This is a genomic window from Pseudomonas sp. OVF7 (assembly GCF_030644265.1).
In the GTDB taxonomy this organism is placed as follows: Bacteria; Pseudomonadota; Gammaproteobacteria; order Pseudomonadales; family Pseudomonadaceae; genus Aquipseudomonas; species Aquipseudomonas gorinensis.
Genome location: NZ_CP128996.1, coordinates 943,471 through 968,580 on the forward strand (window position 1 = coordinate 943,471; position 25,110 = coordinate 968,580).

Genomic DNA, 25,110 nt, shown 5'->3' on the forward strand with positions numbered 1-25,110 from the left:
TAGTCAATCCCGGTCCGGCTTCAATACCCAAAGCAGCTCGTGACGGCGCACGGCCTTGCGGAAGAATTCATTCTCACCATAAGGCGATGGACCACGACCGGCCAGCCATTGCTGCAACAAGCGGCGCACCCGACGCTTGAACGGCGCGCGGGGTTGCAGGTCATGCATCATGCCCAGCGCCATCGCCTTGTCCCGCTGTTGGCCGAGGGTCAGCACCCGGCAATAAGGCTCAAGCACCTGGGTCGCATCGAACTGCGGCGGCAACGCCACGCCGGCACCGGAATCGCCCATGGGCCAGCGGTCATTATCATGCAGGTGGTTGGCATAACCGAGCAGCGTGGTCGGCTGCCATTCAAGCCCTTCCAATGCCTGCACCACCGCGGCGTGGGCACAGATATGGTCCGGGTGAGGATCAAGCACCGGGGTCGGTACCACGATGACCTCGGGGCGCGCCTTGAGCAACACCGCGCGCAGGTCGGCAATCAGGTTGTTCCAGGTCGGCGCGCCGTCCGCATCACTGGGCAACGCCAGGGCATTGAACTGGCGGAACAGCCGCGTATCGTCCAGTTGCGCTTCGCGGGACGCCTGGGGCTGATCGGGAGCGTCACGCATGGCCGGCAGTTGCAGGCAGAAGTAACCCAGTTGCACGCACCGCGCCTCAGGTACGCCGGCCCAGCGCGGTACGGCAATGCTGTCCCAGGCACGCAGGCGTCCTTTGATCCGCGCGGCGTCGGCCTTGGGCAGGCCCATCTGCTGATAGTGCTCGGCCTCGATTTCGCCGGCGGTCAGGGTCACGATCCAGCTTTCGTCCGCCTGGCCATACAGGCCGAATGCAGCCAGTTCAGCGTCGTCGGCATGGGGCGCGATCACCATCACTCGCTGGCGGGCCAGGTCCGGTTGCCGGAAGACCCACAGCACCGGCTGACCGATCACGCGGCAATAGCGACCGCGCAGGTGCAGCTCACCGCCGGCCAGTGCCGTCGCGGAACCGGTGAGGTTGAGGTAACGCTTGCCGGCCACACCACGCTCGAACGCCTGGCGATCCCCGGACAATTCAACCGCTGGATCCAAGAAGCGCCCCAACCAACTGCTCTTGAGCTGCACTTCGACGATCAGTGTTTCATCGCCCGCCAGTTCCAAAGGCGCTTGTGGCACCAGTCGCCCGGCGTCCAGGCGCACACCGACCGACTGGCCACCGGGAGCAAAGCGGTACTGGTAGTCATCCTTGGGCGAATAGAACAAATGGTCGGCGAACCAGGCTTCGTGGGCCACCCACAGCAGCACCGCCAGGATCAACGGCAGCCACCAGGCCACCAGCACACCGGCCACGACCAACACCAGCAAGCCCATCAGCAGCGCAATGCGCTTGTTGCGTCGGTGGCGCTTGAGCAGTTGCTGTTTGCGGCTCATAGGCTGAACACCGGCACTGGCGTGCACCAGCGCTCCTTGTATTCACGGTCGGCACGCCCAAAAGAAAAACGCAGCGGTTTATCCACGGCCCGGGCCTGCTCCCAGGCACTTTGCGTATTGAGGAAACTCAACACACTGCCAGGGCTGAACGCGCGGGTTTCAGGGTCGACCCCGCCGTTGACGTATTCAATGCTGATCCATTCAGGTGATTCGACGCGATACACCAATTGCACGGCAATAGGGGCATCGTTGAGAAACAACACCGAACCGATCAGGAACTCCTTGAGCAATGCCAGCACCTCGGCGAGGCGCTCGGCCCCGGTCGCCGGGAACCCCCAACGACGCTGGAACAGATCGCAGTAGATCGCCGCCAGCTCACTGCTGGAGAACTCACTGACCGCGCGCACCACACCGCCCGCCTCTTCCAGCAGACGCAGCTCGCGGCGCTGGTTGTAGCGAAATTTCTTCGACAGGTCTTCGGGGGTACGGGCCATGGCCAGTTGCTCGGCCTGGGGCTTGAGGGTGCTGACGCGGCCTTCATTCAGCGCCGACAGGTAGCGCCCACGATGGCGCACCGGCACCCGCGCATCGGCAGCAATGGGCAGGATGATCTCGGCATTGCCCAAGTCAAACAGGCCTTTCTTGCCACTGCGCTTGAGCACGTCCTTGGACAGGGCCAGGTCGCGTCCCCAGGTGGCAATCGCCCCCTTGAGCTCGCCGTCCTGCTCCCAGCCCAGGTAGCGCACCGGAATCTGCGCCAGCGTCGCCAAGCGCTCGACGACCTGCGGATGGGTCGCCACGCTGCCACCAAACCGCAGCCAGGCCTGGGCGTAAACCTCGGCCTCGACAGGCGCCCAGCCACGTTCACGCCAAGCCTGGAAGCGGTTCAGCATTTAAACCACAGCGTCATAAGGGTCCACGCCATCCTTGACGACCAGAATATCTTCCATGATCAGGTACTGCAGGTCCGAGCCGAAGAACATGTTCAGTGCGTCGGTCGGCGAGCAGATCATCGCTTCGCCACGACGGTTGAGCGAAGTGTTCAGGGACACGCCGTTACCGGTCAGCACTTCCAGCTCTTTCATCATGTCGTAGTAGCGAGGGTTGTATTCGCGCTTGAGCACCTGGGCGCGGGACGTGCCATCTTCATGCACCACTTCCGGTACGCGGGTCTTCCACTCTTCCGACACTTCAAAGGTGAAGGTCATGAACGGCGCCGGGTGATCGACCTTGATCATCTGCGGGGCCACGGTGTCGAGCATCGACGGGCAGAAAGGCCTCCAGCGCTCGCGGAACTTGATCTGGTGGTTGATGCGGTCAGCCACGCCCGTGGCGCTTGGGCAACCGATGATCGAACGACCGCCCAGGGCGCGCGGGCCAAATTCCATGCGGCCCTGGAACCAGGCCACCGGGTTGCCGTCGACCATGATCCTGGCGATGCGCTTGGGCATGTTTTCGATCCTGCGCCAGTTCGGCTTGCTCTCGTGCTTGGCACAGGCTGCGATCACGTCTTCGTTGCTGTAGGACGGGCCGAGATAGACGTGTTCCATCTTCTCCACCGGTACACCACGGGCGTGGGACACGTAAGCGGCGGCGCCGACAGCGGTGCCGGCATCGCCGGACGCCGGCTGCACGAACAGCTCCTTGACGTCGTCACGGGCAATGATCTTCTGGTTCAGCTTGACGTTCAGCGCACAGCCGCCGGCGAAGGCCAGCTTGCCGGTGTCCTTGAGGATGTCGCCCAGGTAATGGTCGATCATCTGCAAGGCCAGCTTTTCAAACAGCGCCTGCATGCTGGCGGCGTAGTGGATGTACGGCTCGTCGGCGATGTCGCCTTCGCGCTTGGGGCCCAGCCACTCGATCAGTTTTGGCGAGAAGTAGAAGCCCTTGCCCTTCTCTTTGTAACGGCGCAGGCCGATAACGTTGGCGTAGTCGGTGTTGATCACCAGCTCGCCGTTTTCAAACGAGGCCAGCCGCGAGAAATCGTATTTGCTGGCGTCGCCGTACGGCGCCATGCCCATGACCTTGAACTCACCGTCGAGCATCTCGAAACCGAGGAACTCGGTGATCGCGCCGTACAGGCCACCGAGGGAGTCCGGATCGTAGAATTCCTTGATCTTGTGGATCTTGCCGTTCTCGCCGTAGCCGAAGAACGTCGTGGCGTACTCACCCTTGCCGTCGATCCCGAGGATCGCGGTCTTCTCCTGGAAGCCGGAGCAGTGGTAGGCGCTGGAAGCGTGGGCCAGGTGGTGTTCAACCGGCTCGATCTTGATTTTCTTCGGATCGAAGCCCAGTTGCTCCAGGCACCAGACGATCTTGTTGCGGTAGCGCTTGTAGCGACGGTTGCCCATCAGGATCGCGTCGAGGGCGCGATCCGGGGCGTACCAGTAACGCTTGGCGTAGTGCCAGCGCGCCTCGCCGAACAGGCTGATCGGGGCGAACGGGATCGCCACCACGTCAACGTCGGAAGGCTTGATGCCGGCCTGTTCCAGGCAGAACTTCGCCGACTCGTAGGGCATGCGGTTCTTTGCATGTTTGTCGCGTACGAAGCGCTCTTCTTCGGCGGCCGCGATCAGCTTGCCGTCGATATACAGGGCTGCGGAAGGATCATGGCTAAGGGCGCCGGACAGGCCAAGAATCGTCAATGCCACAGGGGTCTAGCCTCTTTTAGTCTGCATGCAGGCGGGTTGCGCCTGAAAAAAGTGTGCTTCCCGCCTGGGCAGGAAACAGCTAAAGGGCGGGATTATAGCGTAAACATGCGGCGGGATGATCTAGGGAATGTGGCGACCGGTTGTCACTGCGCGCTAACGGAAGATCTCGATGCTGCCGTCCTTGGACTGACGGTAGATCGTGTAGGGCAGCAGCAGCGTGTCCAGCACCCCGGAGGCCACGAATTCGATGGCGATGACAGGGACGGCGCCGGGCCCGTGGTCGATCAGGCTTATGTCGTTCAGGCTTTTTTCAGGCTTGGGTTCGCCATTGAGGGTACAAAACCCGTACATCACCCCACTGTAGATACGCGGCACGTTTTCGCAGTGGCTGCGCGAGTCCTTGAGGTTCTGGCTGGTCACGACATCCGGGCGGAAAACGGTATTGATGGTTCCGCAACCGGCCAGCGCCACCCCGGCGGCCAGCCACAAGACTTTCGATGCAATCCTCACGAACCACTCCTTTTAAGCCATCGGCCGTTGTCATTTGGCGAAGCGGGTCACGCTAACATCGACGAACCTGGAGCCCCAGCGTAGTAACACCGATTTGCAACGTAGGCTGATTCCTAAATGATAAAAATCGCCCGACTCACTGAACTCGCGACCTTTTGCGCGTTTACACACCAAGCGCCACGGAGTCCGGCCGACTCATGAACCACCTCACCCGCGAGCCCCCAATTTTCAAAACCATGACACGCCTCGCTCCGCCCTCCACGGCAATAAAACTTGCGCTTGAGCGCGTCAAAGGCACGATTTTCCTGACCTGGTCGTAAAACGCTCATGCCGATGGGGCGCGCTACTGATGTTTCTCAGGGAAAAACTCGTGAAGGGTTTCAAGACAGAAGCCCAAAGCCAGATGCGACGTTGTCGGAGGTGGTGTTGAGGCTGTATGCGACGGTGCGTCAATGGTGAACAGCAGGATACCGGCCTTGCTGATGTGCTTGCCGGCCACGGACGGCACGGCATCATCGCCTTCGGCGGCCTGGGCACTGGCAGCGCAACAGCGCTTACTATTGAGCGCGTCAGTAGACTCGGCACGACAACGGCCTATCGGCTACTCAGGTGGTGCGCGTTGACACTCTAAAATCGCGGGCATAGAATTTGCCGCAAATGGACTGGGGGATCCCGGTCGGCGTTATAGCCTCGGTGAGTTTCACCGGGGCTTTTCGCTTTCTGCAGTAGGGAAAATTTTCAGCCCCCAATTTTCAAAACCCTCACCTACCTTGCTCCGCCCTCCACTGCAATAAAACTTGCGTTTGAGCACGTCAAAGGCACGATTTTCCTGGCCCGGTCGTAAAACGCTCATGCCGATGGGGCGCGCTGCTGATGTTTCTCATGGAGACACTCATGAAGGGTTTCAACACAGAAGCCCAAAGCCAGATGGTAGGTTTGGCGGTTTCGCTGCCACACCTTCTGCAACACGCTCCACCTCACTCTCGCTTTCAAAGAGCAGAAACTGCGGAGGGGTTAGTTTTTCATCTGCCATGGGATATTCAATCCTAGGTTTCAGGCTCTTCCGGGTTGCCCATCTACGTTCATACTGCCCTCAAGCCCTGCTACAGGGAGCCACCAATCTCGATCCCTTTGGGCAAACGCTGATCGATCAACTGATACAACGCACTGCTCTCGGGCCAATTGCGCATAAACCGCGCACGGTCCTTGGCATACGCCGGGGCGAAGCTGGCGGCAGAGCTGTGCTGACACATCGCGTCCAGGTCGATCAGCGACCAGCGATCGTTATCCCAGAACAGGTTGTGGCCTTTGAAATCGCCATGGCTGATGCGCTCGCGAATCAGCTCGGCGAACAGATGGTCCAGCGCCAGCAGTTCGTTTTCAGGCGCGTCGCCGTGCTCAACATAGGGTGCGAAACGCTCGATGATGTCCGGCCCCGGCAGGTACTCGGTGACCAGATAAGCCCGGCTGCGCAGCCAGAAAAAACGCTTTTCCAATACAGCCAGCGGCGTGGGCGTGGCAATGCCGAGGAACGCCAGGCGATTGCCTTCGCGCCAGGAATGCCAGGCGCGGCTCGGGCGCCAGAAGCGCTTGAGCCAATGGGTGAAGCCTTTGATGTTGTAGCGTTTGATCACCAGCGGTCGGCCGGCCACTTCGACCTTGGCCACACTGGCCGCCCCCCCGGTCTTGTACAGGTGGCCTTGATCCAGCAATGCGTCAGCCTGTGCCAGCACCGGCAGCATGGCCGGCTCTTCCTCGCGCCGAATCGCACGCAGGCCAAAGGCACCGCGCACCACGCTGAACAGCGTGCATTCACGGCCGACCTTGTTCAAATAGTCCTTCAGGCGCCAGGCGCGGACCTTGCGCACCTGCTTCTCCAGGGCTTCGAGCGGCAACGCGTGCTCACCATTGCCCAGCAGGTAATACACCAGCAGTTCCTCGGTAAACGGCTCGAGGTTTTTCGGCAACTGGGCGAAAAACACTCCGAGGTTCTCGAGCACCCGGTTGCGCGACAGCGGCTTGCCCGCCTCTTCGGCACGAATCCCGGCACCGTCAATCAGATACAGCTTATCGCCCTGGCGCAGCAGGTTGTCCAGGTGCAGGTCTTCCTGCCACAGCCCTTTGGCGTGCATCCGGGCAATCGCACCCAACGCTTCGGCCAGCACGGCGGTTTGCTCATCCGCCAGCGGCGGCAAGCCTTCGACCGCGTGCCAGGCATCCGCCAGGCTCTCAGCGCCTTCGATAAACTCGAACAACAGCCAGCCGCCCTCGCCTTCCTGCAACCCATCGGCCAGCAGCAGCGGTGTGGTCAAGCGGTGTTCGGCGAGCAGGCGCACGCCGCCGAGTTCACGCTGAAAATGTCGCGCGGCCTTACTGCCTACCAGCAACTTGGCCAGTACCGGACGCCCGCGCCAGACCGCTGCGCCGACGTAGCGCTCGCCCGGCAATACACGCAACAGGCTCAGCAGTTGCAACTGCCCAGGGCCAGCAGCGTCCGCCAGGTCAAGGGTCATTGGCAGGCCGGGGGTACGCCCGGCTTTTTTCAACTCGGACAAACGCATCAGCGGTTCTCCTTGTGGCTACGCCGCGCGGTCAAGCGCTGGTGCCAGGTGGCGAGCAGCGCGCTGTCCTCAGGCTGTTCGAGGTACGCCGCCAGGAGTTGGCGCACCTGCTCATCCGACCACTGCGGTGCACGGCGCAACAGCGGCTCCAGGTCCTTGACCCGATCCCGCCAGCCGAACAACAGCGGACGGGTTTTCTCCAGGTCGATCAGCTGCGCGGCGTAACCGTCGCCCGTCGCCTGCAGGAAAATATGCTTGGGATAAAAACAGCCGTGCACCTGGCCAACGCTGTGCAGCCGCCGAGCCAACTGGCCGCTGGCTTGCAGGATGGCGCGGTGCTGGGCATCGCTCAGTGAAGGCCACTGCTCCAGCAATGACTCCAGGTCATTCCAGCCGTCCAGGGCGCGCGTCAGCAACATCGCGCGATGCTCGCCATTGACCTTGCGCTGGCCGAAAAACGCCGCCTGCAGGGCCGGGATCCCCAACTGGCGATAGCGGCTGATATTGCGAAATTCGCGGGCAAAACTTGGCTCGCCAAACGGGCGATGCAGGGTGCGCGTCAGGTAGTCGCTCTGGCGCTTGAGGTAATACCCCTGGCCATCGAGCTCCAGGCGAAACACGCTGCTCCAGCCGCCCCGGCTGGTGTTCGGCTCATCCACCGCGTCCAATTGCTTGGCCCACAGGGCGTCGAAAGTCGCGAGGCCGTTGCGCTCAAGTAAAGCGCGGTCGTCGGCCGCCAGGAAATCACTCATTCGCGTCCCTCGAAAAACTTCACCACATGGCGAATTCGCTGTTTATCCGACGCCGTCAGATGCGAGCGTTGGCGGTATTGCATGTAGAAGCGCAGGCGCTGGGTGGCCGACAGGTGATATTTGGCCACCTTATCCAGGCAGGCCAGGTCCTTGGTGATGCGGTACTTGAGCCAGAAACCGCGCCAGAAATCACCGTTGGGACAGTCGATCAAATACAGCGTCTGCTGGTCGTCGATCAGCAGGTTGCGCCACTTCAAGTCGTTATGGGTGAAGCGATGATCATGCATGGTGCGCGTGTATTCGGCGAGCTGGCGACTCACGGCATCGACCCACTTGGGGTCCTTGAGGCGCGCATCGTTGCGCTCGGCCAGCACCGACAAATCTTCGGTCTTGGGCAACTCGCGGGTGATCATCGCCCCCCGGGCGTAGGCCAGGCCCTTGCGTTCCAGGCCCCAGGCCACCACGTCGGCGGTGGGAATGCCCCACTTGGCGAAGCGCTTGAGGTTCTGCCACTCGGACTTCACCCGTGGCTTGCCCAGGTAGCGCCGCAGCCCCTTGCCGGCCCCGACATAGCGCTTCACGTAATAATTGACCCCACCGCGCTCCACGCGGATCACCTCCGAGAGGGGGTCGCGGGTCAGGCGCTCGCCTTGCAAGGCGAACACTGCTGCAAGGCTTCCGAAATCATCCGCCAGGGCGGCGTAAGCAGGTTCCAGGTTCCAACCCGCCATCAGAGCGCATCCCCGTAGCGTTGTTTGCGTGCATACAGCTTGTCGGCCTTGCGCTGTATCAGGCTCAGGGACGCCGATTGCTCAGCCAGGATCTGGCGCAGCGGCTGGCGGAAGTAACCCTTGAGGAAACGCAGCTTGTCGCGCCGCGTCAGGCCAATCTCCAGCGCCGAGTAATACAACGCCGACAGGTCCTTGTCGCGCCAGCGCATCGGCAGATGGGCACGCAGTTGGGCACGGTGCAGGTCGATGACGGAAAGCTTGATGTTGTGCGCGTCAATCGGCTGCGCGGTGTCCAGCAGGAAATGGCAGAGGTAGCAGTCGCGATGGTTCACGCCGCCACGGTGCATGTCGCCGACCATCCGCGCCAGTTCGGCGGTGAGGGCATGACGCAGTGCAGGTGCCGGGGGTTCGGCGACCCAGTTGACGGTCAGGTCTTCCAGGCTGAGGGTCGGTGCCAGTTCTTCGGTGATGATGAACGAATGCTGGTCCGCCGGGTTGCTGCCTTTTTCGCCGAAGGCTACGCCGGTCATGGTCGGTACGCCGAGGGCCTGCAGGCGATGGATGGCGGCCCATTCAAGGCCCGCCCCCAGTACCGGCAACTTGGCGGTGATCAGGTTCTTGAAGATCTCCCCCCAGCCAATGCCACGGTGGATTTTCACGAAATACGGACGGCCGTCGACCTCGGTGCGCAACGTGCGACGGGCCGCCAGCTCGCGAAATACCTGGCCTTGCAGTTTCTCGACTTCGGCGAAGGCGTCACGCCCAGCCCAGAGGGTCTTGAACGGTTCGGCAAGTATCAACTTCATCGTTTTGGCTCCGCCAGAATCACATCCGCCGCGTGCTGCGGCATGCTGTAGAGGTCGGCAGTCTCGGCGAACGCCAACCCGTTGCGACCCCAGGCCATGCGCTGTGCAGAATCGCTGAGCATCTGCGCCAGGTACTGGTTGAGTTGGGCTTGTTCAAACGGCTCATCCAGCACCAGGCCACTGTCGGCTTCGGCGATGTAATGGGCATAACCACACACCGCCGAGACCAGCACCGGCAGCCCGGCCACCAGGGCTTCGAGCAGCACGGTCCCGGTATTTTCGTTGTACGCCGGGTGGATCAACAGGTCGGCGCCCAGCAGGAAGCGCGGAATATCACTGCGCCCCTTGAGGAATTGCACGTTGTCGCCCAAGCCCAGGGTGGCGCTCTGCAATTGGAATACTTTGGGGTCGTCCTGGCCGATTACAAACAGGCGCGTGCGTTTTTTCAGCTCTGCCGGCAGTGCGGCCAGGGCCTTGAGGCTGCGGTCGACCCCCTTGGTCTTGAAGCCGGAGCCAATTTGCACCAGCAGCAGTTCGTCATCGGTCAGGTTGAATTCCTTGCGGAACCCTGCGCGGATCTCGGCGGCATTCGGCGGTGCGCGGCGGTCCTGGGCAATGCCCGGTGGCAACAGGTGGAAGCGCTGCAGCGGCGTGTCGTAATGCTTGATGAACAAGGGTTGCTGCACTTCGGAGATCATCAGGATCTCGGTCTTGGCATCCTTGGCAAACACCGCGCGTTCGTACTCGGCAAAGTGGCGGTAGCGACCGAAGCTGCGGTACAGCGAATGGCGCAGGTTTTGTGCCTTGTCTTCAAAGCAGCCATCGGCGGCGTAATACACATCCAGGCCGGGCATCTTGTTGAAACCGATCAGGCGGTCTACCGGGCGCTTGGCCAGGTCGGCTTCCATCCAGGCGCTGAGCTTTTCGTTGCGCCGATGATTGAAGAACGCCTTGACCGGCGCCACCAGCACCTCGAAGCCCGGTGGGATGTCGCCTTCCCAGATCAGCGTGTAGACACGGATCTGGTGGCCGCGCTGCTGGCATTCCAGGGCGATGCGCATGAAATCCCGTTGCAGGCCGCCGAAGGGGAAATATTTGTACAGAACAAAAGCCAGTTGCATCAGTGCAGCTCCTCAGCCAATAACAACGTGCTTAGCCGGGTTGCCACACGCTCAGGGTTCAGGCGCGTGAAGCACAGGGGCGACTCGCGCTTGATGTCGAACCGACGCAGGTCGTCGGCCGTGGGTTGATAGGTGCATTGTTTTTGCAGGCACGGCGCGCACGGGAAGTCACTGGCCAGGTGAATCTGGCCTTTGCCATAGGCGCCGGTCAGGCCGGGATTAGTCGGCCCGAACAGGGAAATGGTCGGCACATCCAGCGCGGCCGCCAGGTGACCGAGGCCGGTGTCGACCGCCACACAGGCACGGGCACTGGCCAACACACGGGCGACGCCGGCCAGGTTCAACCTGGGCAGCACTTCGGCGTGTTGCAGGCCCTGGGCCAGGCGTTCGGCCCGCGCCTTTTCGATGGCGTTGCCCCAGGGTAACTTCACGTCCACCCCCAGGCGCCCCATGCGCTCGGCCAGCTCACGCCAGTAGGCTTCGGGCCAGTGCTTGGTGTCCCAGGTGGTGCCGTGCAGCAGCAATACGAAGGGTTTTTTCGGCGGCAGGCCGAGCAGTTTGTCGACGCTCAGGCCGTAGTCGCCCAAGCCCTTGGGCAGGTCGTAACCGAGTGCCACGGCAAACAGCTGGCGCAGGCGTTCCACCGCGTGCTGCCCGCGGGCCACGGCCAGGCGCCGGGAATAGAAGCGCGCCGCAATCGGTTCACGGGCGGAGTTTTTGTCGAAACCGGCCACTGGCGCGCGCACGTAACGGGTCAGCCAGGCGCTTTTGAGCAGGCCCTGGGCATCGATCACCAGGTCGTATTTGGTCGACTGGATGCGCTGTTTGAAGCGTCGCCATTCACCACTCTTGAGGGTCTGCCAGATATTTTTGCGCCAGCGGCGGATCGCCACCGGGATCACTTTGTCGACGGCCGGATGCCAGGTGGGGATTTCGGCGAAGCCTTCTTCCACCACCCAGTCGAATTGAATACCGGGGATCGCCCGCGCAGCGTCGGTCAATGCCGGCAAGGCGTGGATCACGTCGCCCAAGGATGAGGTCTTGATTACCAGTACCCGCAACTCAGTGAACCTCGACCACAGAGCCCTGCAACCGCTGCAAGGCATCGCTCACCGGCTGCGGCAGCAACTGGCGCAGGCAGTTGTAGTGACCGAAACGGCAGGTGCGCTCAAAGCACGGGCTGCAATCCAGACCCAGGCGTACCACTTCGACCTGGTCGGCCAACGGTGGGGTAAAGCCTGGGGACGTAGAACCATACACCGCCACCAGCGGGCGATTCAGCGCCGCCGCCACGTGCATCAACCCGGAGTCGTTGGACACCACGGCATCCGAGCAGGAGAGCAGATCGATGGCCTCGGCCAACGACGTGTCGCCACTGAGGTTCACCGCTTCCTCGCGCAGGCCGGGGATCAGGCGCTGGCGAATATCTTCGCCCACCCCATGGTCGTTTTTCGAACCGAACAGCCACACTTGCCAGCCTTCGCGAATTTTCATCTCGGCGACCTTGGCGTAGTGCTCCGACGGCCAGCGCTTGGACTCGCCAAACTCGGCGCCAGGGCACAGCGCCAGCACCGGACGGTCAAGGGCCAGGCCGAACTTGGCCAGGGCTGCGTCGCGGGTCACCGGGTCGATCCGCAGGCGCGGGCGCGGGTACGGCGTCGGCAACTCGGCGCCGGGCGCGTAGGCCAGGGCCATGAAACGCTCGATCATCAGGGGGTAGCGCGCCTTGTCGAGCTTGCGCACGTCGTTAAGCAGGCCGTAGCGAAACTCGCCGCGCCAGCCGGTACGTTTCGGGATGCCGGCAAAAAACGGCACCAGGGCCGACTTCATCGAGTTGGGCAACAGGATCGCCTGGTCATACTGGCCGGCCAGGGATTTGCCGATACGACGGCGAGTCGCCAACTCGAGGGCACCGTGGCCGAGCGGGAAGCTCAGGGCCTTGCGCACCTCGGGCATGCGCTCGAGGATCGGCCGGCTCCACTCAGGGGCGAGCACATCGATTTGGCAGTCGGGATGACGTTGTTTCAGGCACTGGAACAGTGTCTGTGCCATCACCATGTCACCGACCCAACTGGGCCCAACGATCAGAATATTCATGTAGTTTCCACAAACGATGCGGGGAGGCTTATGCCTCCCCGCCCTAATAGTGTTTCAGCTCAACCCCAGCTCCTGCCAGACTCGCATCACCTGGCGCCGTTCGTCGGCGAACTGATCCCCGGTCACCGTGCCGGCCTCGTTCTGCAAGGCCTGGCGATGCGCGGCGGAACGGTAGGCTTTATACACCTCGCGCAGCAAATGGGCATCGGCGGCAGGCATCAACCCTACCTGCTCCAAGCCCTCCAGAATGCGGATATTGTCGGTGTAGCGCAGCAACGATGGATGTTGCGCAGACCACGCCAAAGCGGCGTATTGCACCATAAATTCAATATCCACGATACCTCCAGCGTCCTGCTTGAGGTCGAACACCACCGTGGGTTCGAAGGCATTGGCGCCGGTACCGGCCACCGTCGACTTGGTCCCCAGGTTGTCACGCATCTTGGCGCGCATCTCGCTGACCTCCTGGCGCAGCTTCACCAGGTCCCGTTCACGCCCCAGCACCTTGGCCCGCACTTGCTCGAAGGCCTGGCCGACATCCGGGCTGCCCACCAGCACCCGCGCACGTATCAGCGCCTGATGTTCCCAGGTCCAGGCTTCGTTTTCCTGATAGCGCGCGAACGCCCCAAGCGAACTCACCAGCAGGCCGGATGCGCCGGACGGTCGCAGGCGCATGTCTACTTCATATAGTTGGCCGGAGTTGGTCTGGGTGGTCAGCAGGTGGATGATCCGCTGGCCCAGGCGCGTAAAGAACTGCGCCCCGTCGATCGGCTTGGCACCGTCGGTTTCGGCCTGCGGGTCGCCGTCGTGGATAAACACCAGGTCCAGGTCCGAACCATGCCCCAGTTCGATACCGCCGACTTTCCCATAACCGACAATGATGAACCCAGGATCGCACAGGGTGCCGTCCAGCCGTTGCGGCGAGCCGTGGCGCGCGACGGTCTGGCGCCAGGCCAGGGCCAGCACCTGTTCGAGGATGGCTTCGGCGAGCCAGGTCAGGTAGTCGCTGACTTTCATCAAGGGCAGGCTGCCGGCGATTTCCGAGGCGGCGACGCGCAGGCGGTGGGCCAGCTTGAAGTGGCGCAAGGCTTCCATCTGCTGCTCCAAGTCATCCTCGGGAATGCGAGTGAGGCGCTCGCGCAGCTCGGCGGCGAGTTCGGGCGCCAAGGGCGGCTTGAACAGGCGACCTTCATTGAGCAACTCATCCAATAGCAGCGGAAAGCGCGTGATCTGCTCGGCGATCCACGGGCTGGCGGCGCACAGGGTCAGCAGGCGGCGCAAGGCGTCGGGGTTTTCCGTGAGCAAGACCAGGTAAGCCGAACGCCGCGCGACGGCCTCCACCAGCGGCAGTACACGTTCCAGCACCAGGTCGGGGTTGGCGTGCTCGACAGCCTGGGCCAGCAGGCGCGGGATAAACGCATCCAGGCGCTCGCGACCCAGGCGCTGCATGGCACGCAGTTGCGGACTGCCGCGCAGGCCGGCCAAGGCTTTGAGGGCCTTGGGAGCGTCGCTGAAACCGCCTTCGGCGAGCTGGCGGCAGGCGGCATCTTCATCCTGGGACTCTTCCCACAGCGGCAGCCATTCTCCGCCGACGACCAATTCGCTCTCTTCGCCTTCTTCTTCATCCGGGTCGGCAATCACCTGGCGGAAATGCCAATCCACGCGACCACGCCAATACATCAAGCGCGCATGGAAGGTGGCCCAATCGGAAAACCCGAGCATAAAGGCAATGCGCGCCTGGTCTTCGGGGCTGTCCGGAAGCATTTGCGTCTGACGGTCGGCAATCGCCTGGATCGCGTGTTCGGTGTAACGCAGGAATTCATAGCCATTGCGTAACTCGGCGATCACCGCCGGTGGCAGGTAGCCCTGGCCTTCCAGGGTGCCGAGGACCTTGAGCAACGGCCGCTGCTGCAGGCTGAGGTCGCGACCACCGTGAATCAACTGGAACGCCTGGGCAATAAACTCCACTTCACGGATGCCGCCCGAGCCCAGCTTGATGTTTTCGGCCATGCCCTTGCGCCGTACCTCCTGCTGGATCAACTGCTTCATGGTGCGCAGCGCTTCGATGGCGGAAAAGTCCAGGTAACGGCGATAGACGAACGGACGCAGCATATCCAGCAGTTGCGCGCCGGCCACCTGGTCGCCAGCCACCACCCGCGCCTTGATCATGGCGTAGCGTTCCCAGTCGCGGCCCTGGTCCTGGTAGTACTGCTCCAGCGCATTGAAGCTGAGCACCAAGGCGCCGGCCGAACCGTAGGGGCGCAGGCGCATATCGACGCGAAAGACAAAACCGTCGACGGTCATCGGGTCGAGAGCCTTGATCAATTTTTGACCAAGCCGGATAAAAAATTCCTGGTTATCCAGGGCGCGCTTGACGCCCACCGTCTCACCGCCTTCGGGGTAGGCGAAGATCAGGTCGATATCCGATGACAGGTTCAGCTCCACCGCACCGAGCTTGCCCATGCCGAGGATCACCATTTGCTGGGCCTCACCACTGCGCCGGCCGGTCGGCGTGCCGAACTGCACGCAGTGACGCTGGTACAGCCATTGGTAGGCCTGGTCGATGCTGGCGTCGGCCATGTCGGAAAGGTCGCGGCAGGTTTGCACCAGGTCGGCCTGGCGAGTCAGGTCGCGCCAGATGATGCGCACTTGCTGGCGGGTACGCTGGCGACGCAAGACGCGGCCCAGTTCATCTTCTGTTTCAGCTTGTTGCACCGCACCGGCAATCTGCCCGCACAGCTCGCCCGGCGCAAAGCCGCGGTCCAGTTCGCCCCATGCCACCAGTTCCAGCAACATCAAAGGGTCACGAACACTCTGTTCAATCACAAAGTCACTGGCGGCGCACACCCGGGCGAAATCGGCCCACCGTTGCGGCGTCCACGCAGAAAGGCCATGATCGTCATCCAGCGCGGCCACTGCGTCACGAAATGACTGCTCGGCCCGGCTGGCAAATGGCAAGAGAATGGCCGGCAGTTCGGCCAGCATTGGAAGGCTCATGGTCTATCCTTGATCGGCGCGTAAACGGCTTGTTGCTGTGAACGCAGGCAGCGCGCTCGATGGAGGACTGTCGAACAAAAGTTAGAAATAGCTGAAAAAACATTAATTTTGGCAGGCAACATTAAACTTCTACCTTTTCTTGTTCGCAAAAGATCAACAATAACGATTATGCTCACCGATCAGACCGAGCAATCCGCTCAGTCTTGTGTAGTTTTACTACTCGTATATACATTCGAAAGGCTGAAATGGCCGACGATTTGTAGTAAAACTACAGGACGCCGAAGCAACCTTCGGCCATCCAAGAATTTATGTCGTCTGCCCACAAGGCCAGTCGCAAACTTCAGGCAACCGATTCTGGTAGCCTTTCCGCCCTGGAGCAAGCCATGCAAGACCTCGATCCCGTCGAAACCCAGGAATGGCTGGACGCCCTGGAATCGGTTCTCGACAAAGAAGGCGAAGACCGTGCTCACTACCTGATGACCCGTATGGGCGAACTCGCGACCCGCAGCGGCTCGCAACTGCCCTACGCCATCACCACGCCGTACCGCAACACCATCCCCGTTACCCACGAAGCACGCATGCCTGGCGACCTGTTCATGGAACGCCGCATTCGCTCGCTGGTACGTTGGAACGCCATGGCGATGGTAATGCGCACGAACTTGAAAGATTCTGACCTGGGCGGTCACATCTCCAGCTTCGCTTCCAGCGCCACCCTGTATGACATCGGCTTCAACTACTTCTTCCAGGCCCCGACCGAAGAACACGGCGGCGACCTGATCTACTTCCAGGGCCACACCTCGCCAGGCGTCTACGCCCGTGCGTTCATGGAAGGCCGCATCACCGAAGAACACATGAACAACTTCCGCCAGGAAGTGGACGGTAACGGCCTGTCGTCGTACCCGCACCCGTGGCTGATGCCAGATTTCTGGCAGTTCCCGACTGTATCCATGGGCCTGGGCCCGATCCAGGCGATCTACCAGGCACGTTTCATGAAGTACCTGGAAGCCCGTGGCTTCATCCCGGCAGGCAAGCAGAAAGTCTGGTGCTTCCTGGGCGACGGCGAGTGTGACGAGCCGGAATCCCTGGGTGCCATCTCCCTGGCCGGCCGCGAGAAGCTGGACAACCTGATCTTCGTCATCAACTGCAACCTGCAGCGCCTCGACGGCCCGGTTCGCGGCAACGGCAAGATCATCCAGGAACTCGAAGGCGTGTTCCGTGGTGCCCAATGGAACGTGACCAAAGTCATCTGGGGCCGTTTCTGGGACCCACTGCTGGCCAAGGACGTCGACGGCATCCTGCAACGTCGCATGGACGAAGTCATCGACGGCGAGTACCAGAACTACAAGGCCAAAGACGGCGCATTCGTGCGTGAGCACTTCTTCAACACGCCTGAACTCAAGGCGATGGTTGAAGACCTGTCCGACGACGAGATCTGGAAACTCAACCGTGGCGGCCACGACCCGTACAAGGTCTACGCGGCGTACCACGAAGCGGTCAACCACAAGGAACAACCCACCGTCATCCTGGCCAAGACCATCAAGGGTTATGGCACCGGTGCCGGCGAAGCGAAAAACACTGCGCACAACACCAAGAAAGTCGATGTCGACAGCCTGAAGTTGTTCCGCGACCGCTTCGACATTCCCGTCAAAGACGAAGAGCTGGAAAACCTGCCGTTCTTCAAGCCGGAGCCGAACAGCGCCGAAGCCCGCTACCTGAGCGAGCGTCGTGCCGCACTCGGTGGCTTCGTGCCACAGCGCCGCGCCAAGAGCTTCACCATCCCGACACCGCCACTGGATACCCTCAAGGCAATCCTGGACGGCTCGGGCGACCGTGAAATCTCCACCACCATGGCCTTCGTGCGGATCCTCGCGCAGCTGGTCAAGGACAAGGAAATCGGCTCGCGTATCGTGCCGATCATCCCGGACGAAGCCCGTACCTTCGGTATGGAAGGCATGTTCCGTCAGTTGGGCATCTACTCCTCCGTCGGCCAGCTCTACGAGCCAGTCGATAAAGACCAGGTGATGTTCTACAAGGAAGACAAGAAGGGCCAGATCCTCGAAGAAGGCATCAACGAAGCGGGCGCCATGAGCTCCTTCATCGCTGCCGGTACTTCGTACTCCAGCCACAACCAGCCAATGCTGCCGTTCTACATCTTCTACTCGATGTTCGGCTTCCAGCGTATCGGCGACCTGGCCTGGGCTGCCGGCGACAGCCGTACCCGTGGTTTCCTGATCGGCGGTACCGCCGGCCGTACCACGCTGAACGGCGAAGGCCTGCAACACGAAGACGGTCACAGCCACATCCTGGCTGCCACCATCCCGAACTGCCGCACCTTTGATCCAACCTACGGCTATGAGCTGGCGGTGATCATCCAGGACGGCATGAAGAAGATGACCGAAGAGCAGCAGGACGTTTTCTACTACATCACCGTGATGAACGAATCCTACCAGCAGCCAGCCATGCCGGCCGGCGTGGAGGAAGGCATCATCAAGGGCATGTACCTGCTCGAAGAAGACACCAAGGAAGCGGCACACCACGTGCAACTGATGGGCTCCGGCACCATCCTGCGCGAAGTGCGTGAAGCGGCGAAGATCCTGCGTGACGAGTTCAACGTCGGCGCCGACGTATGGAGCGTGACCAGCTTCAACGAACTGCGTCGCGATGGCCTGGCCGTCGAGCGCAACAACCGCCTGCACCCAGGCCAGAAGCCTGCGCAGAGCTATGTCGAAGAGTGCCTGACCGGCCGTAAGGGCCCTGTCATTGCCTCCACCGACTACATGAAGCTGTTTGCTGAACAAATTCGCCAGTGGGTCCCGTCCAAGGAATTCAAAGTCCTGGGCACCGACGGTTTCGGCCGCAGTGACAGCCGCAAGAAGCTGCGTCACTTCTTCGAAGTCGACCGTCATTTCGTGGTGTTGGCAGCCCTGGAAGCCTTGGCTGACCGTGGTGAGATCGAACCTAAGGTGGTGGCTGACGCTATCGTCAAGTTCGGGATCAACCCGGAAAAACGCAACCCACTGGACTGCTGAGGAGACTTTTTGTGAGCGAACTCATTCGCGTACCTGACATCGGCAGCGGTGAAGGTGAAGTAATCGAGCTGTTTGTGAAGGTCGGCGACACCGTCGAAGCCGACCAGAGCATCCTGACCCTGGAATCGGACAAGGCGAGCATGGAAATCCCTGCTCCCAAGGCCGGCGTGGTCAAGAGCCTGAAAGTGAAGCTGGGCGACCGCCTTAAAGAAGGCGACGAACTGCTGGAGCTGGAAATCGAAGGCGCCGCCGATGCGGCCCCTGCGGCAGCGGCTCCTGCTGCCGCTGCTGCACCTGCCCCCGCTGAAAAACCGGCGGCTGCCGAGGCTCCTGCAGCCCCGGCGGCTGCGGCTGCACCTGCCGCCGCCACTGTCCAGGACATTCATGTTCCAGACATCGGCTCGTCGGGCAAGGCCAAGATCATCGAGCTGCTGGTCAAGGTCGGCGACACCGTCGAAGCCGACCAGTCGCTGATCACCCTGGAGTCCGACAAGGCCTCGATGGAAATCCCATCGCCGGCTGCCGGCGTGGTGGAAAGCATCGCGGTCAAGCTGGAAGACGAAGTCGGCACTGGCGACTTCATCCTCAAGCTGAAAGTCCAAGGCGCTGCACCGGCTGCGGCTCCAGCACCCGCTGCCGCCCCGGCCGCCAAGGCTGAAGCCGCTCCGGCCGCCGCCGCCCCTGCACCTGCACCTGCTGCAAAAGCCGAGGCCGCTCCGGCCCCGGCGGCTGCCGCACCTGCGCCAAGCGGTGCCAAGGTCCACGCAGGCCCGGCGGTTCGCCAACTGGCGCGTGAGTTCGGCGTCGAGCTGAGCGCCGTATCGGCCACCGGCCCACACGGTCGGGTGCTGAAGGAAGACGTGCAGGTCTACGTCAAGGCCATGATGCAGAAAGCCAAGGAAGCTCCGGCTGCCGGCACTGCTACTGGCGGCGCGGGCATTCCACCGATCCCGGTCGTGGACTTCAGCCGCTTCGGCGAGACCGAAGAAGTGCCGATGACCCGCCTGATGCAAATCGGCGCGTCGAGCCTGCACCGCAGCTGGCTGAACATCCCGCACGTGACCCAGTTCGACCAGGCTGACATCACCGACCTCGAAGCTTTCCGCGTTGCGCAGAAAGCCGTGGCCGAGAAGGCTGGTGTAAAACTGACCGTGCTGCCACTGCTGCTCAAGGCCTGCGCGCACCTGCTCAAGGAGCTGCCGGACTTCAACAGTTCGCTGGCCCCAAGCGGCAAGGCGATCATTCGCAAGAAGTACGTGCATATCGGCTTTGCGGTCGACACCCCGGATGGCCTGCTGGTACCGGTCATCAAGAACGTCGACCAGAAGAGCCTGCTGCAACTTGCGGCCGAGGCTGCTGCGCTGGCGGCCAAGGCCCGCGACAAAAAGCTCACCGCCGACGACATGCAAGGCGCTTGCTTCACCATCTCCAGCCTCGGTCACATTGGCGGCACTGGCTTCACGCCAATCGTCAACGCGCCGGAAGTGGCGATCCTGGGCGTGTCCAAGGCCACTATCCAGCCTGTCTGGGATGGTAAAGCGTTCCAGCCGAAGCTGATGCTGCCACTGTCGTTGTCCTACGATCACCGTGTGATCAACGGCGCGGCCGCTGCGCGCTTCACCCAGCGCCTGAGCCAGCTGTTGAACGACATCCGTACCATCTTGCTGTAAGCCTCCACAGGCCTCCCGTTCACCCCGGGAGGCCTGGTTGCACCGTTTTCCGAGCGCCACGCTCGTACCTCAACCCCGCCACTTGGCGGGGCTTTTTTTTGGGCAATTGTTGGACGGGGGAAACAGGGTTGTACACCACCCATCCCCCCGATTGCAGAAATCCTCCACGCAGCCGATAACACACATATAGCACTTAGCCTTCATCCTCTCTTGTCAGCCTGTGCTGCATGATGCAACCTTGCCGCAGGCAACAGTAAAGAGGGCGCGAGCCCGGCGCCGAGTGCGTTTTTTCAAGTGAGCTTCCCCCATGAAAAGCCAACCCGATGTCGCCCGTACGGCGGCCGAGGTAGTGACGCAATTACCGGTGCCTTCGCGCCTCGGTATGCTGCGTTTCGAGCGGCTTAATGAGGCAAGCTGGGCCCTGCTGTACCTGGACCCCAATTGCGAGCGCCAATTCGGCCTGCCGGCGGTGGAGCTGTGCGCCCTGATCGGTTCGCCGTACGCCAGCCTGATGGAGCCACAGGCGCGCTATCAGCTGCATGACGCCATCCAGCAGCAACTGGCCCAGAGCCCCCACTATCTGGTGCGCTACACCTTGCACACCAGCAATGGCCCGCTGAGCGTGCTGGAAATGGGCGAAGCCTACAAACAGCACAATCGTCACCTGCTGCGTGGCTACCTGATGGTGGTCGACGGCCTCTTCAACGCCCCGCCTTCCGATGCCCCGACAACGGACCTGGAAAGCCAGAACAGCCGCCTGCAGATTGCGCTGGAACTCAACCAGCGTGCGCAACAGGAGCAATTGCAACACCTGGAGCGGGTGCGCGCCCAGCAGGAGCTGATCCTGCTGCTGGCGCGCCAGCGCTACACCACGAATAATTCGCTGCAGGAAGCCGCCGAGCTGATCACCCGTAGCGCCTGCGATATCTACCAGATCGGTTGCGCCAGTATCTGGAACCTCGAAGGCCAGCGCCTGGTACCGATCTCGGCGTACCGCCACGCTGATCAGCAGTACCATTTACCCGAGCCGATCGATGCCAGTGGCTTTCCGGACTACCTGGAAGCCCTGCAAACCAGCCGGGCCATCGATGCCACCAATGCCATGCGCGACCCGCGGACCCGGGAGATGGCCGAATCCCTGCGGGCCAAGGATGTGTACGCCATGCTCGACGCGAGCATCCGGGTGGATGGCCAGGTGGTTGGCGTGTTGTGCCTGGAGCAGACCGGCAGCCCGCGGGCCTGGCAGTCCGACGAGATCGCCTTTGCCGGCGAGCTGGCCGACCAGTTCGCCCAGGTCATCAACAACCACAACCGCCGCACCGCCACCAGCGCCTTGCATCTGTTCCAGCGCGCGGTGGAACAAAGCGCCAACGCCTTCCTGCTGGTCAATTGCGATGGCGTGGTGGAGTACGTCAACCCCAGCTTTACCGCGATCACCCAGTACAGCACCGAAGAAGTCCACGGCCACCGCCTGGCACAATTGCCGGCGCTGGAGAACCTCAGCGAGCTGCTGTTCGACGCCCCTTCCAGCCTGGCCCAGAGCAACAGCTGGCAGGGCGAGTTCAAGAGCCGACGCAAGAACCTGGAACCCTACTGGGGCCAGTTGTCGATCTCCAAGGTCTACGGCGACAACCGTGAACTGACCCACTACATCGGCATCTACGAAGACATCACCCAGACCAAGCTGGCCCAGCAGCGTATCGAGCGCCTGGCCTATACCGACAACCTGACTAACCTGGGTAACCGTCCGGCGTTTATCCGCAACCTCGACGAGCGCTTTGCCCGCGACAGCGACAGCCCGATCAGCCTGCTGCTGGTGGACATCGACAACTTCAAGCGGATCAACGACAGCCTCGGCCACCAGACTGGCGACAAACTGTTGATCAGCCTGGCCCGTCGCCTGCGTAACAGCCTCAGCGCCGGCGGCAGCCTGGCACGCTTCGCCAGCAACGAGTTTGCGGTACTGCTCGACGACACTGACCTGGAGAGTGGCCAGCAGGTCGCCAGCCAGTTGTTGGCGACCCTCGACAAACCGATGTTCGTCGACAACCAATTAATCAGCGTCACCGGCTCCGTAGGCCTGGCCTGTGCGCCGCTACATGGGCGCGACCCGCAAACCCTGATGCGTAACGCCGGCCTGGCGCTGCACAAGGCCAAGGCCAACGGCAAACACCAGGTGCAGGTGTTTACCGAGGCGCTGAATGCCGAGGCCAGCTACAAGCTGTTCGTGGAAAACAACCTGCGCCGCGCCCTGACCCAGAACGAGCTGGATGTGTTCTACCAGCCCAAGCTGTGCCTGCGCAGCGGTCGCTTGCTGGGCATGGAAGCGTTGTTGCGCTGGAACCACCCGGAAAAGGGCATGATCCGCCCCGACCAGTTCATCAGCGTGGCAGAAGAGACCGGGCTGATCATCCCCATCGGCAAATGGATCGCGCGCCAGGCATGCCGCATGAGCAAAGGACTCAGCGCCGCCGGCATGGGCAACTTGCAGGTGGCGATCAACCTGTCGCCCAAACAGTTTTCCGACCCGGACCTGGTAGCCTCGATTGCCGCGATCCTCAAGGAAGAAGAGCTGCCAGCCAACCTGCTGGAACTGGAACTGACCGAAGGCTTGCTGCTGGAAGCCACCGAGGACACGCGCCTGCAACTGGACCAACTGAAAAGCTTCGGCCTGACCCTGGCGATGGACGATTTCGGCACCGGCTACTCGTCGCTCAGCTACTTGAAAAAATTCCCCATCGACATCATTAAGATCGATCGCAGCTTTATCCACGAGATCCCGGACAACCAGGACGACATGGAAATCACCTCGGCCGTGATCGCCATGGCCCACAACCTCAAGCTCAAGGTCGTGGCCGAGGGCATTGAGACCTCCGAACAATTGGCATTCCTGCGTCGGCATCGTTGCGACGTCGGCCAAGGCTACCTGTTCGACCGGCCCATCCCCGGCTCAGAACTGCTCGAGAAGCTTAAACGCTACCCGCGCGGGCCAATCGCCTGACAGCGCGGTAACACTCGGGCACACTGGCGGTCTGAATTTTTACCTAACTCAATCTGACTGAGAGGACTGATCATGGTCTTGCGCTCGGAAATTCTGGTGAACAAAAACGTGCTTCCTACTCAAGAACAAGCTTTGCCTGGCCGTGAAACCCCGATGGCGCTGCCAGAGACGCACTTCGTCAACGGCAACCCACTGCTGGGCCCATTCCTCGACGACGTCGGTTTCGCAATCTTCGGCCTGGGTTGTTTCTGGGGCGCGGAACGCAAGTTCTGGCAGCGCGACGGCGTGGTCAGTACCGTGGTCGGCTACGCCGGCGGCTTCACACCGAACCCGACCTACGAAGAAGTCTGCTCGGGCCTGACCGGCCACAGCGAAGTGGTGCTGGTGGTATACGACCAGGCCAAGGTCAAATACGAAGACCTGCTGAAGATGTTCTGGGAACTGCATAACCCGACCCAGGGCATGCGCCAGGGCAATGACATCGGCAGCCAATACCGCTCGGTGATCTATGCCACTACGCCTGAACAGCTGGCGGCAGCGAAGGCCAGTGCCGAGGCCTATCAGGCCGAACTGACCAAAGCGGGCCTGGGCACTATCACCACGGAAATCGACGAAGCACCGACGGTGTACTTCGCCGAGGCCTATCACCAACAGTATCTGGCGAAGAACCCGCAGGGCTACTGCGGGATTGGCGGTACCGGCGTGACCTGCCCGATCTAAGATCAACATGAATCAAAATGTGGGAGGGGGCTTGCCCCCGATAGCGGAGCGTCAGTCGGTACATCTGTAACTGACATACCACAATCGGGGGCAAGTCCCCTCCCACATTGGTTTAGCGCCAGACGTGGTTACTCGGCAATAAGCCAATCCATCTGCCACCCACCCTGGGTCTGGCCCAGCTTCTTGGACAGCCACGGCAGCAGCTCACGCAACTCCTCCTCCAGGCCCCACGGCGGGTTGGCGATCGCCAGGCCCGAGCCGGTCAGGGTGTTGGGGGTGTCCAGCGGATGCACGAGCAACTCCACACGCAATAACTTCGGTGCACCGGTGCCGGCCAGGTCCTGGTAGAAGCGGCGCAACATGCGCTGGTCCTTTACCGGATACCAGATCGCCGCGACCGTCTGGCGCATGCGGCCCACCGCTTCCTTGAGGGACGCCGCGCAGCGCTGCATCTCATCGAGTTGTTCGAACGGCGGGTCGATCAGCATCAACGCGCGTTTCTCCGGCACCGGCAACAGGGCTCGCGGCACGTGCCAGCCCTCGCCCAAGTGCACCTTGACCCGACGATCACCCTTCATGTTGTCCTTGAGTAACACGCCGTCTTCCGGGTGCTTTTCATTGAGCAGCACACGGTCCTGAGGCCGTGTCAGGCGGCGGGCCAGCTCGGGCGAGCCGGGGTAGTAGCGCAACTGGCCGTCCGGGTTCATCTCGTGCAGTACGCGCATGTAATCGGCGGTCAGCGGCGGCAGGTCGCTCTCGCCCCACAGCCGGGCGATGCCTTCCAGGTACTCACCCGTGCGGTTGGCCTGGTCGCCCTGCAAGTCGTACAGGCCAATGCCGGCATGGGTGTCGAGATAGGCGAACGGCTGCTCCTTGCGCGACATCAGGGCGATGAGGCGGGTCAAGGTCAGGTGTTTGAAGACATCGGCATGGTTGCCGGCGTGAAAGGCGTGACGATAATTCATGGTTGCTCCTGCGCAGGGGGCGAAGTTTACCTTCTACCGGGGCAAAGGTGCAGGGCCGCATGCCAGGCGGTGCTTATGCCGCAAATACAGGA

At 61.9% G+C, this 25,110-nt stretch carries 17 protein-coding genes; 4 read left to right on the forward strand and 13 right to left on the reverse strand.

The window, feature by feature from the left end; translation table 11 throughout:
• Positions 1-3 precede the first annotated feature (3 nt).
• The 12 genes from QU606_RS04245 to glnE all read right to left on the reverse strand — a co-directional run bounded on the left by QU606_RS04245 (position 4) and on the right by glnE (position 15,633).
• On the reverse strand, positions 4-1,410 hold the full coding sequence (locus QU606_RS04245) for a PIG-L deacetylase family protein (protein ID WP_024073041.1): 1,407 nt from the start codon (positions 1,408-1,410) through the stop codon (positions 4-6).
• On the reverse strand, positions 1,407-2,303 hold the full coding sequence (locus QU606_RS04250; protein ID WP_024073040.1) for an antimicrobial resistance protein Mig-14: 897 nt from the start codon (positions 2,301-2,303) through the stop codon (positions 1,407-1,409). The genes QU606_RS04245 and QU606_RS04250 overlap by 4 nt, the downstream gene beginning before the upstream one ends.
• Entirely contained in the window at positions 2,304-4,061 is a 1,758-nt protein-coding gene (locus QU606_RS04255) for a carbamoyltransferase (protein WP_024073039.1), read from the reverse strand.
• Between the two features lie 153 nt (positions 4,062-4,214).
• The gene (locus QU606_RS04260; RefSeq protein ID WP_173903811.1) at positions 4,215-4,571 is read right to left on the reverse strand and encodes a YceK/YidQ family lipoprotein; all 357 of its coding nucleotides are present in this window, start codon (positions 4,569-4,571) and stop codon (positions 4,215-4,217) included.
• 1,103 nt (positions 4,572-5,674) lie between these two features.
• Positions 5,675-7,132: a lipopolysaccharide kinase InaA family protein gene (locus tag QU606_RS04265; RefSeq protein WP_304998137.1), complete on the reverse strand. Its 1,458-nt coding sequence runs from the start codon at positions 7,130-7,132 to the stop codon at positions 5,675-5,677.
• The gene (locus QU606_RS04270) at positions 7,132-7,884 is read right to left on the reverse strand and encodes a lipopolysaccharide kinase InaA family protein (protein WP_069075126.1); all 753 of its coding nucleotides are present in this window, start codon (positions 7,882-7,884) and stop codon (positions 7,132-7,134) included. The genes QU606_RS04265 and QU606_RS04270 overlap by 1 nt, the downstream gene beginning before the upstream one ends.
• Positions 7,881-8,615: a lipopolysaccharide kinase InaA family protein gene (locus QU606_RS04275; protein WP_069075125.1), complete on the reverse strand. Its 735-nt coding sequence runs from the start codon at positions 8,613-8,615 to the stop codon at positions 7,881-7,883. Before QU606_RS04275 ends, QU606_RS04270 begins: the two co-directional genes overlap by 4 nt.
• Positions 8,615-9,421, reverse strand: a complete 807-nt coding sequence (gene rfaP / locus QU606_RS04280) for a lipopolysaccharide core heptose(I) kinase RfaP (protein ID WP_069075124.1) — start codon at positions 9,419-9,421, stop codon at positions 8,615-8,617. Before rfaP ends, QU606_RS04275 begins: the two co-directional genes overlap by 1 nt.
• A complete protein-coding gene (locus QU606_RS04285) occupies positions 9,418-10,542 on the reverse strand; it encodes a glycosyltransferase family 4 protein (RefSeq protein WP_069075123.1) in 1,125 nt (374 codons plus the stop codon). Before QU606_RS04285 ends, rfaP begins: the two co-directional genes overlap by 4 nt.
• Positions 10,542-11,603, reverse strand: coding sequence for a lipopolysaccharide heptosyltransferase I (waaC, locus tag QU606_RS04290; protein WP_024073030.1), 1,062 nt, complete (start codon positions 11,601-11,603; stop codon positions 10,542-10,544). Before waaC ends, QU606_RS04285 begins: the two co-directional genes overlap by 1 nt.
• A 1-nt stretch (position 11,604) precedes the next feature.
• Positions 11,605-12,639, reverse strand: coding sequence for a lipopolysaccharide heptosyltransferase II (gene waaF, locus QU606_RS04295; protein WP_304998138.1), 1,035 nt, complete (start codon positions 12,637-12,639; stop codon positions 11,605-11,607).
• A gap of 54 nt (positions 12,640-12,693) precedes the next feature.
• On the reverse strand, positions 12,694-15,633 hold the full coding sequence (gene glnE / locus QU606_RS04300) for a bifunctional [glutamate--ammonia ligase]-adenylyl-L-tyrosine phosphorylase/[glutamate--ammonia-ligase] adenylyltransferase (protein WP_102623817.1): 2,940 nt from the start codon (positions 15,631-15,633) through the stop codon (positions 12,694-12,696).
• Positions 15,634-16,016: 383 nt separating this feature from the next.
• Between glnE and aceE the strand changes: the two genes are divergently transcribed.
• From aceE to msrA, 4 genes are all read left to right on the forward strand, one after another.
• The gene (gene aceE / locus QU606_RS04305) at positions 16,017-18,662 is read left to right on the forward strand and encodes a pyruvate dehydrogenase (acetyl-transferring), homodimeric type (RefSeq protein WP_024073027.1); all 2,646 of its coding nucleotides are present in this window, start codon (positions 16,017-16,019) and stop codon (positions 18,660-18,662) included.
• 11 nt (positions 18,663-18,673) lie between these two features.
• Entirely contained in the window at positions 18,674-20,332 is a 1,659-nt protein-coding gene (gene aceF / locus QU606_RS04310) for a dihydrolipoyllysine-residue acetyltransferase (RefSeq protein WP_304998139.1), read from the forward strand.
• 307 nt (positions 20,333-20,639) lie between these two features.
• On the forward strand, positions 20,640-23,333 hold the full coding sequence (locus tag QU606_RS04315) for a bifunctional diguanylate cyclase/phosphodiesterase (RefSeq protein ID WP_304998140.1): 2,694 nt from the start codon (positions 20,640-20,642) through the stop codon (positions 23,331-23,333).
• 72 nt (positions 23,334-23,405) lie between these two features.
• Entirely contained in the window at positions 23,406-24,053 is a 648-nt protein-coding gene (msrA, locus tag QU606_RS04320) for a peptide-methionine (S)-S-oxide reductase MsrA (protein WP_024073024.1), read from the forward strand.
• A gap of 128 nt (positions 24,054-24,181) precedes the next feature.
• Here msrA and QU606_RS04325 read toward each other — a convergent pair whose 3' ends face one another.
• On the reverse strand, positions 24,182-25,018 hold the full coding sequence (locus QU606_RS04325; protein WP_024073023.1) for a 23S rRNA (adenine(2030)-N(6))-methyltransferase RlmJ: 837 nt from the start codon (positions 25,016-25,018) through the stop codon (positions 24,182-24,184).
• Positions 25,019-25,110 lie beyond the last annotated feature (92 nt).